We start from the raw sequence: 13,106 nt of genomic DNA, 5'->3' as shown, positions 1-13,106 counted from the left end.
ATGTGGCTTATGAAGACATTACTAACATCGGGGTGTACTAATCAACGGGGAGCAGGTCACCTCGACAATATGGGGTTAATCGAGAGGGCTGCTGGTAGCGTCAGTAAAGCTCTCAAGGGGATGTGGGACGAGCTTCTGAATATCGGTCGCCCTGACGCTCCAAATGATATGCTTCGAAAAATGCAGGCAGAGCTGGCTGAGCGAGAAAAGGCACTGCTTCCAGAAAGGCAGCGCCAAGGCTATGGGTACAGCTATGATACGAGCAGTAATGATCAGGAGTATGACGCTCGTAGGAAAGCACAATTATCTGCGATAAGCGCTTTGAAGGCTCAGATAGGGCCACTTCAGCAAGCCGCACAGCTTCAGGAAGATATCAATGTTTCTGTTCAAAAAGGTATAGAGGTTGATAATAAGCGCACCGATGCGCTGATTTATAGAAACCGTATCCTCGAGCAATCTGCCACCTGGCAAGAGAAACGCAGTAAAGCCCTTTCTGAATTATGGAAAAATGTCGCACTCGCTCCTGATAAATGGAGTGATCAACAACGCCAACAGGCAGTTGACGCGATAAACAAGCAGTTTCACCAAAATAAAACGCCCAAAACCCCAGCCGTTAAGGTGTCTGCAGGTGATCGCTCAACCGACACTTACAATGCTGAGACTTTAGCTCTGCAAGCGCAGCTAAAAACGCTTCAAGAACATCGTGATATTAACGATGTAATCAGTCAGCAACGTAAGCAGCAATGGGAACTGATATCCAAAATCAGTATTCTCGAGGCAACGGCAAATGATCCAAAAGGCCGTGCGCTTACCATTGATGAGAAATCACTGCTCGCCAATAAGGATAAACTTCTCGCGCAGGCTGATATTAATGCAGCATTGGGCGATCAGATTGCAAGGCAGCAGAAACTGAATTCTCTTGCCGATCAGGCGACCAAATTTGCTCAGCAGCAGGCAGCTAAGCAAGCAGAAATTGATGCGGCAGCTGCAGGGACTTCAACCAGGGAGGCTGAGCGGGCGGCAACACGTCTGCGTTTGTCTGAGACCTATGCCTTCAATCCTGACGCGCAAAAAAAAGTTTTGGCTCAGCAGGAAGAGACATACCGGAAGGAAGACGAACTTCGCAGTAACTGGCAGGCTGGAGCAAAGCGCGGATGGGCTGATTATGCGGATTCTGCAACTAACACATTCGAAGCAATGCGTAACGTTGCTGGATCCACCTTCAGTGGCCTTTCCGACATGCTGACCAGTTTGGTCACAACTGGAACTGCCAGCCTCAAAGAATTCACCAAATCCATGTTAAAGATGATCGCCGAGGTGACCAACCGGTTACTGGTTGCCTATGCAGTACAGGCCGCAATGGGCTGGATAAGCGGTGGCATTGGCGGTGGCAGCACTCCAGGTGGATCATATGCAAACGCCGCTGCTGGCATAACTTTCAATGCTAAAGGTGGCGTCTATGACTCTCCTGGCCTTGGTAAGTATGTGAACGGTGTTTACGATACTCCTCAGTATTTCACCTTCCAGGGCGCATCTAAGTTTGCGAAAGGCGGAGTCTTCGCAGAGGCTGGAGCTGAAGCAATCATGCCGCTAACTCGTGATTCTGCGGGGCGTCTCGGTGTGAGGGCTGATGGTGCTGGTGGTTCTGGGCATCAAATCAACGTGGATATCTATGTCGATAACAAAGGTAACGCGACAACAAATACTAGCGGGGGGGGAGATGCGGCAGCCCGGGCGCTAGCGGAGAGGATGAAGCAATACGTACAGGAAGGCATCATCCGAGCCATCAGGGATGATGGGGCTATCGGCGGGAGGTTTGTGAAAAAGTAATATCAGCTCATCGCGTTACATTCTCATATCCCCTGGTTATTATTAGAAAAAATATGATAGTCAGGGGATGATTGTGAAAAAAATTATTTGCTTAAGCTTAGCCTGCATCGCACTTGCTGCGTGTAAACCTTCAGAGGAAAAAGCACTTCAACTTGGGCAGCAAGAAATTGCAAATGGGTTGATGGACCCGGATAGCGCCAAGTTTAAAATGGTCAGGTTCAACATGGACAAAAACCAGGAGTCCGGGGATGTTGTCAGTGGTTTCGTATGTGGCAGAGTCGCTGGCAAAAATGGGTTTGGTGCGTATGTTGGATATCATCCTTTTTATGTTCATCTAAAGATGACCCCGAAAGGGATGTTTTCCAAAGGCGTGAGTTATGAAGTAGGTGAGAAAGCTATTTATCCCGATGGAAGAGATGAATCGTGGATAGATCTAGATGGAAACTCTTATGTCAGCCGCTGCGGCACCACGCCATCCGAATGAACTCATGTAGAGCCGACTAACCACCACAACGATCACCACTCGAATTCGAGCCTCGCACACGCGGGGCTTTTTGTTGTTAGGGTGGTATATGCGGTTAAAATGCGAGCGCCCGCTTTCTGAGGGGGCGAAATACTACAGCAATCTTTGGTGTCATGCATTCCAACTAAGCCATGCATTTTGTGCAAAAAGTGCTATTTATGGCCTTCTTGAACTCTTCAACCGGATCATAGGCCCAGCCTATCTCCTGAGAACGTGACAATAGTTTACTATTACCTGAGGGGTAACTTCTGCGAAAATGCCTTTAACTTGCAAAGTGGCCGCCTCTAAGTTCGTCGAACGTGAATGGATCTTGAGCGATACGCCCATTGCTCAAATATGACGAATGGTATTAAATTGTCCTCAACCACTTGAAGTGGTCATGAAATCTTTGGATGTGTTTACATCCTACAATTTGAGAAAGCACTGCCTAACGTGCATGAGGGTGATAATCATGGGTCACGCATTAAAAAAGGCAGATCGCTTGTACATTCCGCCTCGTGACAAATCCACGGTGGCGAAACCTCGTGCAGCGATCAGCGAAGCATGTTCACACACTGGTCAAGTTAAAAACGCCTTTGAGTTTGGGTTTGCTCGTTATGAGAAGGCGATGGAAGAACTTTCAAAGGTCTGAGTAGAAACGGATGACGATAGAGTATGTTGAAGGAGTCAATTATCTTTCCATTGACGATATCGTTTACATCAACAGGTCTCTGATCGAGACTCAGACGCCAAATGAACCAATAGGCGTGCTGAATCCGAACAACCTCAGTTCTTCACAGTCCAGACCAAGTACCATTCGATATTATGAGCAGACAGACGATATGTTTCGTCTGTCTGCTGTTCTAATTGAAAGCCTGATCCAGAATCATCCATTCGCAAATGCAAACAAACGCACAGCCATGATGGCAGGTTACGTATTCCTATTGCTGAACGGATATGAGCTTACAGCACCTAGTGATGAGGTCGTAACCATCGCAGAGGGTTTGGCTTGTAAGGATTATTCAGTGGAAGACCTGGAAAACTGGTTATGCCACTGGTCTCGAGAGTACGATTCCAGAACGTTATGTGCAACTGGCGGAAATTCGCTACAGGCTCTCGTGGCAACCTCACACTACATCCGAATCATATCGAACAACTGAATCCGCTGAGAGGCGGTTTTTTGCTGACTAATACTGAATTATATAACCCGCTTCGGCGGGTTTTTTTATGGAGTAAATATGGCCGTTGAAACATACAGCTGGCGCTCGCAACTCGGTGCTGGCGCGATTGAGTACAGCCAGACGGTGCGCGCGGCGCAGTTCGGTGATGGCTATGAGCAGGTGGCCGATAACGGTATTAACTCCACGGCTATTCAGATCCCTATGAAGCACACAGGCGCAGAATCGGAAGTGGACAGGATTCGTGATTTTCTCCTCGCTCATACCGTGAAAGCTTTCATCATTACGCCGCCAGGCGAAGAGAAGGGACTTTACCGCGTCGTAGCCGACTCGGTTCGTAAAACTCAGATCAGCAGCAAATATGCTGAGTTGACGTTCACCATCAAACGGGCTTACGGAGTGTACGCATAATGGCATTAGTCGATCAGGCGGCGATGCTGGCGCCGGGTGGCAGGGTCCGCCTGGTTGAAGTTGACGCCACAGAGTTCAGTGGCGGGATCCACCGTTTCCACTACGCACCTTTCCCCCATACGCCGGAAGAAATTGATGCTGCCAATGGAGATGAACAAAAGCTCGGACCCAAGCCTATCTTCTTCGGTGGCAATACCTACGATTTTTGGCCGTTTCAGGTTTCAGGCCTGGAGCTATCAACAGACCAGGCGGCGGAGCCGTCTCTTAGCGTTTCCAACCTCGACGGTCATATCACGGCGCTGTGCCTCCAATTTAAGGATATGGTTAACGCCAAAGTGAGCATTATCGATACCTATGCGGTTTATCTCGATGCCGTGAATTACGCTGGCGGTGTAAATCCTACAGCTGATTCGTCAATGTTCACGATTCAAACCTTCTGGCTTGACACCAAAACCTCCGAAGACGACGAGGTAGTTACCTGGTCACTCAGCAGCCCGGCCGATTTGCAAAATCTGGTCATTCCTACACGGCAAATCACCTCCCTCTGCGAGTGGGCGCTGCGCGGGCAATACCGTAGCGGCGACGGATGTACCTATAACGGCACTGCATATTTCGACGCGAAAGGGAATCCGGTATCAGATCCTGCCCTTGATGTGTGTGGCGGTTGTCTCAGTGACTGCCGTAAACGATTTGGCGCTGGCCTGGCAGACCCTGACGCGGCAATCCTCGATTTTGGTGGCTTCCCGGCAACCGTTCTCTTCACCCGATAACCGGACGTACCAATGAATAAAACCATAATGACAGCTATCCGGGCGCATGCACTGGAGGAATCCCCGCGTGAGTGCTGTGGCTTCGTTATTCAGTCTGGCCGTCGCCAACGCTACATTCCCGTGCCGAATACGCACGAAAATCCGACAGAGCATTTTCGCATCGACGGCGAGCACTGGGCTAACGCCGAAGATATCGGGACGATTATTCGCGTCATCCACTCTCACCCGGGCGACGGTGCCCGGCCTATTCCGTCCGATCTGGACCGCCAGCAGTGCAACAACTCCGGCGTGATCTGGGGTATTTACTCACCTGACAGCGATGAATACGCCGAGATAATGCCGGAGGCGGTGCCGCTTATTGGGCGTCCGTTCATCCTGGGCTCGAATGACTGCTGGGGGCTGATTATGGACTGGCACGCCATTCAGGGCGTCACGCTGAACGATTTTCGCGTCGATTACCCATGGTGGGAAAGCCAGTACCCGGACAACCTCTATTTCGAAAACTGGGAGCGGGAAGGGTTTGTCGAATGCGACCCCGCGCCAGGCTGCATGGTCATCATGCAGGTTGATTCGGATAAGTGGAACCACGCGGGGATCATCACTGAAGAAGGTGAACTGCTCCACCACCTTTACGGACAGCCTTCATGTATTACCCCGTATGCCCGAGGCTATTTCAAAGACCGCACAATGATCTGCGTTCGTCACAAAGACCTGCCACAGGAGATTAAGCCATGGCGCGTTTAACCACCATTCGTCTGTATGGCGCACTTGGCGCCCGCTTCGGGCGTGTGCATAAACTGGCAGTGCAGACATCTGCCGAAGCGGTAAAAGCCCTGTGTATCAACTTCGACGGGCTGGAAGACTATCTGATGAATGCCAAAAAAAATGGCATGACCTTCGCGGTGTTTCGCGGTAAGCGCAACATAGGCGTGCAGGACTTCCAGGAGCTGGCAGGCGATAGCGATATTCGCATAGCGCCAGTTATGGAAGGTGCTAAGAAGGCCGGCATGTTCCAGACAATCCTCGGCGCCGTAATGGTTGTTGCTGGTGTTATTACTGGAGTGGCTACCGGCTGGATGGGCGCAGGTTTGACATTTGGGGCCGGACTTATCATGTCGGGCGCGTCAATGATGGCCGGCGGTATTTACCAGATGCTTTCGCCCCAGCCCAAAGGGTTACAGGGGCGAGACGACCCTGACAATAAGCCCTCTTATGCCTTTGGTGGCTCAGTGAATACCCTTGCGATGGGAAACCCGGTCGCGCTTCTCTATGGCGTCCGCGAGATTGGCGGCGCCATCATCAGCGCTGGCATAGTCGCCGAAGACATCTGATAACTCCTTTCTGAATATCAAGCACCCAGTCGGGTGCTTTTTTTATGGATGTAATATGGAAGCGATCACTGGTGCAAAGGGTGGCAGCCAGAAGCAGCACACACCTGTAGAACAACCTGATTCGGCGCAGTCAATGGCGCGCTGCCGCATGCTGCTGGCGCTCGGGGAAGGTGAGTTTGCTGGTGGTCTGGATGCGACCAGCATTTTCCTGGACGGTACGCCGCTGGGAAACGCCGACGGTACGATGAACTTTGAAAACGTTTCCTGGGAATTTCGGCCGGGCACACAGACCCAGACGCCGATCCCGGGTTTCCCCGCAGTGGAGAACGAAACTACAGTCGGCGTATCGCTGACAAAAGCTACGCCCTGGACGCGCGCGCTGAGTAACACCCAGATTGACGCAGTGCTCGTTCGCATTGGTATTCCGGGTTTGCAGCAGCAGGAAAACGACGGGGATATTGTCGGCACTACCGTAAAGTACCATATCGATCTTGCTGTAGATGGTGGTGCGTTCTCTACGGTCATGACAAGAACCGTCACAGAGAAGCTCAGTTCGCTCTATGAACTCACCCATCGCATTAATCTTCCGAAAGCCAGTACGGGCTGGCAGATTCGCGTGGTACGCGACACCGACGACAGCACCAGCCAGATGTTGCAGAATAAAACGCAGGTACAGGCAATCACTGAGGTGATTGATGCGCGCCTGCGTTATCCCCATACGGCGCTGCTGTATGTGTCGTTCAACGCCAAATCGTTCAACAATATCCCGAAGGTTTCCTGTAAACCTAAGGGGCGCATTATCCGCATCCCTTCGAATTACGATCCGATAGCCCGAACCTATAGCGGCACATGGGACGGGACGTTTAAGTGGGGCTGGACGAATAACCCAGCATGGATCTGGTTCGATGTGCTCACTGAGCCGCGTTTCGGACTTGGCCGACGCGTCACGGCGCAGATGCTGGATAAGTGGGAGCTTTACCGTATCGCCCAGCGTTGCGATCAGAAAGTACCTGACGGGAAGGGGGGAGACGGTACCGAGCCGCGCTTCATGTTTGACGTTTATATCCAGTCGCAGGCTGATGCGTGGCAGGTAATCAAGGACATTGCCGCAGGGTTCAATGGCATGACGTTCTGGGGCAACAACATGTTCAATGTTGTCTCGGACATGCCGGCGGACACGTCGAAATTGCAAATCCTTACCCGCGCTTCGGTGGTGGGCAAACCGGTTTACTCGAGCGGCAGTGAAAAGACCCGCTTCTCCAGCGCGCTGATTAACTTCAGCGACCCTGACAATCACTATCAGGACCGCACAACAGCGGTGATGTTCCCAGACCTGGTTAAGCAGTTCAAGTTTAAGCAGACGCAGATCACCGCAATCGGCTGTACGCGCGAGAGCGAAGCACAGCGCCGTGGCGGGTGGGCGGTGTATTCCAACTCACTCGACCGGATTATTACGCTACAGACCGGGCTTGATGGCTATGTCTACGTGCCGGGTACCGTGTTTGCATTTGCCGACGAACGCCTTTCAGGGCGTGTTTATGGCGGGCGTATAACCGGATATAACGCCGGGTTGAAGGCTGTTACAACCGATCGGGGTACCAGTGCCGTTGCGGGTGACACACTGATGATCCGCACACAGGGCGGTACCGTTGAAAGCAGGGTGATCCAGGCCGTAAACGGCACGCAGCTGGTGGTCGCCACGCCTTTCACGGCAGAGCCGTTACCCAACGCTGTATTCGTCATCGATGCTGGGCAGTTGCGCCTGCAATACTTCCGCGTTACGAACCTGAGATTTGATGATGAAGAAAACACCTTCACAATCACCGGGGCCGAATATAACGCATCAAAATATGATGCGGTCGATAACAATGCCCGCCTGGACACGCCGCCAATAAGTCTGATACCAACCGGCCTCGTCAACCAGCCGACCAATATCGTGGTAGCGAGCTATGACGCAGTGCGCCAAGGGCAGCGAGTGGCCACCCTGACGGCATCATGGGATGCGCCGGTCGACAAGAACGGCAAACCACAGGCGGATGTCATAGCCTATCGGGTGCAGTGGAAGCGCGGCGACAATGAGTGGGTTAACGTACCGGAGACCGGTCTTCGCAATATCGAAGTGCCTGGCATCTTCGATGGTGATTATCTGGTCCGGGTACGCGCGATTAACTCTGGCGGGGCCTCAAGTCTATGGGCAACTTCAGCTCTCACGCATCTGAAAGGACGCACTGGTAATGTACCTAAGCCGGTTGGTCTTTCTGCAACGGATAATGTTGTTTTCGGCATCAACGTAACCTGGGGATTCCCTGCTGATTCCGGTGATACGCTTAATACAGAACTGCAATACAGCCTGACCTCTGACGGTGCGAGTCCGATGCTTCTGGCTGATGTTCCGTATCCTCAGAAACTCTATCAGCAGATGGGGCTGAAGGCGGGGCAGGAGTTCTGGTACCGGGCGAGGCTTGTAGATCGTATTGGAAATCATGGCGCCTATACAGACTGGGTTCGGGGTCAGGCGAGCATCGATGTTTCCGACATCACCGATGTGATCCTGGAGGAGATTAAAGATTCTGAGGTATTCAAGGATCTGATTGAGAGTGCCGTAGAAAGTAGCGAGAAACTGGCCGAACTTTCTGACGCGATTAAGGAGAACGCCGATGGTCTGGCTGCAGCAGTAGGTTCGAATAAGCAGACAGCAGAAGCAATCATCGGCAACGCGCTGGCTATTGCCGATGTTATCGTGCGCCAGACAGCCCAACAGGGCGCTAACTCTGCGACATTCGAACAGCTCCGGGAGGTGATCGCCACTGAGACGGAAGCCCGCGTTACGGATGTTACCCGTCTTGAGGCAAAAACTGCGCAGAACGAGGCGGGAGTTACCGAGGTAAGGCAGGCTCTGTCAGATGAAGCTCAGGCAAGGGCTACTGCTGTTGACCAGCTCACTGCGAGTACTCAGGTCATTTCTGATAAAGCTGATTCGGCTTCGAGTAAAGCTGACGCTGCATCAGGTAAGGCAGATGCGGCCGAACAAGCCAGCTCGCAAAATACTGCTGATATCACCACGTTGCGACAGGTTGTCACCGACACGACTTCATCAATGACATCCCGTCTGGAGGAACTGGGAGCAAGGACAGATACTGCCAGCGGCGGTATTCAGAACAATGCTATCGCGCTGATCACCAGTACGCTCGCGCAGGTTAACCAGCGCAACCTCCTGAGCGTGCAATATGGCGATAACAAAGCCGGTATTGAGCGCGTTGATAACGTGATGGCTGATGCGAGCAAAGCAGTTACTGAATCGCTGAAAACGCTGGACTCCAGCGCAGGTGGTAACACCGCGAACGTGACGGATTTTGCCAAAACCATGGCGGACTTCTCTCAGGCATCTGCTACGCAAATCAATTCGCTAAAGGTCACGGTTAACGGTCAGTCAGCGGCAATTGTCACGAACGCTCAGGTGTCGGCAGATATCAATAACAACCTGAATGCGATGTACAGCATCAAGGTCGCTGTTGATTCTAATGGCAAACAGTACGCAGCAGGAATTGGCATTGGTGTTCAGAATACGCCGTCCGGCATGCAACCGCAGGTTCTGTTCCTTGCTGACCGCTTCGCTGTGATGAGTCAGGCTGGCGGCGCAGTTACTCTGCCTTTTGTCATCCAGAATGGGCAGACATTTATCCGGGATACGTTCATCCAGGACGGTACCATCAGCAACGCCAAGATCGGTAACTACATCCAGTCCAATGATTATGCGGCTGGCTCAAAGGGCTGGAGTATTCCCAAAAATGGCTCACCAGAGTTTAACAGTGGCACCTTCCGTGGGGCACTTTACGCCACAACGGGTAACTTTGGCTTCAGTGGACCGAACAAGGCGACTGTGATTGATAGCAATGGTGTCACTATCAACCTGACCGGAGGCGGCCGTATCGTACTTGGAGAATGGACATAATATGCCAAGAGGACTACTGATTGATCTGAATGATGGCGGAAAGCGCATGGAGATAACGGCAGGTCTGAGGTGCCCATCGTTTGGTGCCAGCTTTGACAGTGGCTACCAGAAAGCAAAGTATGTGGACATCGCTGGTTATGTTTCAGGAGCGCAGGTGCTGTTTATACCGCATGCGACTGCCTATGTTGATTCAGGGCTGTGGCATAAAATGAATTCCATCACTATCTCTGGTGGGAGGGTTACGCAAAATTCGAGAATGCAGTCGCTGGGTATAAGCGAGAGGGATAGTACCTATACCTTTCCCGGTAGTGTCTGGCAGATATTTCCGGCAGGTCAGCGAAGCGGGGTGGGCCTGCTTATCAGCGACAGTACTGACTTCACCTCGATAACCAATGCAACTCAGTCAGGGCAGTGTATCTGGAAGGGGACCGTTAGTGTTCCGACCGGAGGATGGGCGGTTCCCACGATAGCAGGATACGACAAGTCGAAGTATGTCGTTTTCGGGCGCTGTAACAGTGGTAACACGATTGACTTCGACGGTAACACGGTCAGGTTCTTCAGCCCTCCGTCCACGAACGATGACGCTCCCGCGACCGGCACGATAGACATCGTTATCTTCGCCAGTGGCATAGCGCCGCAGCCTGGCACCGGCCTTAATATTTTCAATGCTGCAGGGGCCTGTACCTTTTCAACCACAAAACGACCTTTCGTATACCTCAATCAACTCTGGTCGCCTTCTAAAAGCGCTGTGAACATAGGCAGCGGGTATGTTCCGCTGGGCAGGTTTGGGTTAATGACCCATGAGGTTAACGGGGTATATGTGTATCGAATGTTCGGTATAAAAATTCAGAATGGTTACGCTTCAGTTCAGGGAGGCAAGTATCTCGGGCGCGAACAATATGCCATTTTTGGTAATGACACGGTAACGCCCCTCAGTCTTCCCGTTCTTCCCGATATGTACGTCTGAAAAACATCACCATTTAAATGCACCCTCGCTCCGGCGGGGGTTTTTATTTCCTGGAGAAAATATGATTTATACCACTGGCACTATTGCCATTAGCGGAAATACCCTTACAGGTACCGGCACAAACTTCACTGCAGCTGGCTCACTTATTCGTAACGGCTGCACTGTTATCGCGCTGACCAGCCCAGCGCAGGTTTTCCAGATTACCGCGATTGGAAGCGCAACCTCTCTCACCGTTACGCCAGCTGCTAACCCTGCTATCCCTGCTGGAACCAAATATGCCATTCTTCTGAGCGACAGCCTGAGCGTTGACGGTCTGGCACAGGACATCGCTGAAACCTTCACGATGTACCAGCGTTACATGAGCGGGTTCGCTGATGTAATGAACGGGACATCTGATGTCACCATCACTATCAACGGCACAGCCGTTACCGTGCCGGGTCAAAAATCTCTGGCGAAGAAAGGGGCTAACAGCGACATTACCAGCCTTTCCGGGCTGACTACCGCGCTCAGCGTTGGCCAGGGTGGCACTGGTGCGAAAAATGCCGCAGATGCTCGCTCAAACCTCGGTTTAGGAAGTAGCGCGACCTATGACATAACTACGAGTAATAACGATTCAACTCGTGGTCGCGTGATGAAATCAGGTGACTATGGGCTTGGCGGTCAGGGGTACACATACCAGAACAACGACAGTGTAGGGTTTCTGCGGCTTATCAAAACCTATGGTTCACAGTTTGCTCGTAACAGTGGTGATGCCCCATTAGCGTTTAAGCACGGTGCAGGTATTTACTCATATTGTGCTGATGCTCATAGCTTTATCTCTGTTGATATTTCAAGTGCAAATGTCAAAGTGGCTTCCACAACTGATAGTGCGCTTGCAAACGGGACGTACTACATGAACACGCTATACGGCACGGCCAATACTACAAAATCAAGTGATGGAACAATCAAAGCAGCATCACCGGTTGCCCGTATCGTAGCGAGCCAGGAAGCCTGCCAGCGCACCGATATAGCGGAGGATGGTTTCTCCTGGTGTGGTTGTGGGACGGCTAATGCTGAAGCAGAAGGAATCACCATTTCACGACTCGATGTAGGTGTATACGTGCTGACAGGTTCGGCTGGTCTTGCCTCATCAGGCTGGCAATTACTGCCGCCAATGGACCCTAGCGGCATGGGAGAGTTGGGAGTGGTTGAGGCAGAACAAACCGATAGCGGCGAGCTGACAATCCGTCTTTTCAAGCGAAAATATATCCTGAGCGATGAAGGTGAGGTCATCAAAACCAAAGGTGAACCGATTGACGTCCCGGCGAACAGCTGGATCGATGTTCGCCTTGATATGCCAGCGGATAGCATCTGGAACACCAAAGTTTCCGGTTCTTCTCTCGAACTCCAGTGACAACCTGCCGAAATTCAGCCTTAAAAATTAATAGGCGAACCCAAATTGATCTGCATTTCATTTAAAACTACTGTATATAAACACAGTTATAAAGGGAGTGCAGATTATGCCCCGAAATGCAGATATTCAAGCCGCCTTTATTGCGGCCATAGAGCTTAACCCAAAGGGCTACCGCTACCTGAGAACAGACAGCTTCATACAAAAGTTGCGTGGTTTTAACTGGCACTTCAGCCGTGCAGAAGCAAACTCATGGATAGAGCGGTATCAACCCGGTTTTGCAGATAAGACAACTGACGGCAGTGATAACAGATACTGGATCCTGCGTAACATGGGGAGGGTCCACTGATGGGGTTTGCATCACCGGCTGCCGATTACGTTGAGCGCCAGCTCACTCCCGAAGATCTGTGCAACATAGGTGCCGATAGCAGGGTTCTTGTAACTGATATGGGATTCGCGGTTATCGAGCCTGTAGTGATGAAGACGCCAGGAGATGTGTTGCTGATTTTGTGCGACGGGCACACACAGTTTGCCAAGCTGATGGGACGATCGCTCATAACAGACGACGGCGAAGCGATCGAAGGGTCTGCCCTGGAAGAAGTTGAGGTATTGGGTAGAGTGACGTTCTTCATCAACCGTGCGCTGGGCGATGATGACTGCCCAACAATTTAATTTTCATTGCTTAACCGTAGGCACTCGTTATCACACGATGAACAGGAGATCGTATGCTGACGATTTGGGCGCTACAGTGTAATATGCATGCCAGTCGTTGATG

The 13,106-nt window shown here is 51.7% G+C and carries 13 protein-coding genes; all 13 read left to right on the top strand.

Features of this window, described 5'->3' with window-relative positions; translation table 11 throughout:
- On the top strand, positions 1-1,830 hold a 1,830-nt coding region (locus tag ACOTYN_RS14660), incomplete at its 5' end, for a phage tail tape measure protein (RefSeq protein WP_421634758.1).
- A gap of 73 nt (positions 1,831-1,903) precedes the next feature.
- Positions 1,904-2,314 carry a hypothetical protein gene (locus ACOTYN_RS14655; protein WP_196345443.1) on the top strand — a complete coding sequence of 137 codons (411 nt, stop codon included), beginning with the start codon at positions 1,904-1,906 and terminating at the stop codon, positions 2,312-2,314.
- Positions 2,315-2,804: 490 nt separating this feature from the next.
- Positions 2,805-2,984: a hypothetical protein gene (locus ACOTYN_RS14650; protein ID WP_016156674.1), complete on the top strand. Its 180-nt coding sequence runs from the start codon at positions 2,805-2,807 to the stop codon at positions 2,982-2,984.
- A gap of 10 nt (positions 2,985-2,994) precedes the next feature.
- Entirely contained in the window at positions 2,995-3,492 is a 498-nt protein-coding gene (locus tag ACOTYN_RS14645) for a type II toxin-antitoxin system death-on-curing family toxin (protein ID WP_332958068.1), read from the top strand.
- 78 nt (positions 3,493-3,570) lie between these two features.
- Positions 3,571-3,921, top strand: a complete 351-nt coding sequence (locus tag ACOTYN_RS14640; protein ID WP_332958070.1) for a phage tail protein — start codon at positions 3,571-3,573, stop codon at positions 3,919-3,921.
- Positions 3,921-4,691, top strand: a complete 771-nt coding sequence (locus ACOTYN_RS14635; RefSeq protein ID WP_332958072.1) for a phage minor tail protein L — start codon at positions 3,921-3,923, stop codon at positions 4,689-4,691. The genes ACOTYN_RS14640 and ACOTYN_RS14635 overlap by 1 nt, the downstream gene beginning before the upstream one ends.
- Before the next feature lie 12 nt (positions 4,692-4,703).
- Complete coding sequence (locus tag ACOTYN_RS14630) at positions 4,704-5,435, top strand: C40 family peptidase (protein ID WP_113472405.1); 732 nt, start codon at positions 4,704-4,706, stop codon at positions 5,433-5,435.
- A complete protein-coding gene (locus ACOTYN_RS14625) occupies positions 5,423-6,022 on the top strand; it encodes a tail assembly protein (RefSeq protein ID WP_332958076.1) in 600 nt (199 codons plus the stop codon). The genes ACOTYN_RS14630 and ACOTYN_RS14625 overlap by 13 nt, the downstream gene beginning before the upstream one ends.
- A gap of 55 nt (positions 6,023-6,077) precedes the next feature.
- Complete coding sequence (locus ACOTYN_RS14620) at positions 6,078-9,974, top strand: phage tail protein (RefSeq protein WP_332958078.1); 3,897 nt, start codon at positions 6,078-6,080, stop codon at positions 9,972-9,974.
- A 1-nt stretch (position 9,975) separates the two neighbouring features.
- Positions 9,976-10,941: a DUF6453 family protein gene (locus ACOTYN_RS14615; protein WP_332958081.1), complete on the top strand. Its 966-nt coding sequence runs from the start codon at positions 9,976-9,978 to the stop codon at positions 10,939-10,941.
- Between the two features lie 61 nt (positions 10,942-11,002).
- Entirely contained in the window at positions 11,003-12,334 is a 1,332-nt protein-coding gene (locus ACOTYN_RS14610; RefSeq protein WP_332958083.1) for a phage tail protein, read from the top strand.
- A 106-nt stretch (positions 12,335-12,440) separates the two neighbouring features.
- A complete protein-coding gene (locus ACOTYN_RS14605) occupies positions 12,441-12,680 on the top strand; it encodes a hypothetical protein (protein ID WP_332958085.1) in 240 nt (79 codons plus the stop codon).
- Positions 12,680-13,003 (top strand): hypothetical protein, encoded by a 324-nt coding sequence (locus ACOTYN_RS14600; RefSeq protein ID WP_063163674.1) that lies wholly within the window; start codon positions 12,680-12,682, stop codon positions 13,001-13,003. The genes ACOTYN_RS14605 and ACOTYN_RS14600 overlap by 1 nt, the downstream gene beginning before the upstream one ends.
- Positions 13,004-13,106 lie beyond the last annotated feature (103 nt).

The organism is Enterobacter cloacae complex sp. IR5458, assembly GCF_049238025.1.
In the GTDB taxonomy this organism is placed as follows: domain Bacteria; phylum Pseudomonadota; class Gammaproteobacteria; order Enterobacterales; family Enterobacteriaceae; genus Enterobacter; species Enterobacter kobei.
This window is presented reverse-complemented; position numbering and strand designations above follow the sequence as displayed.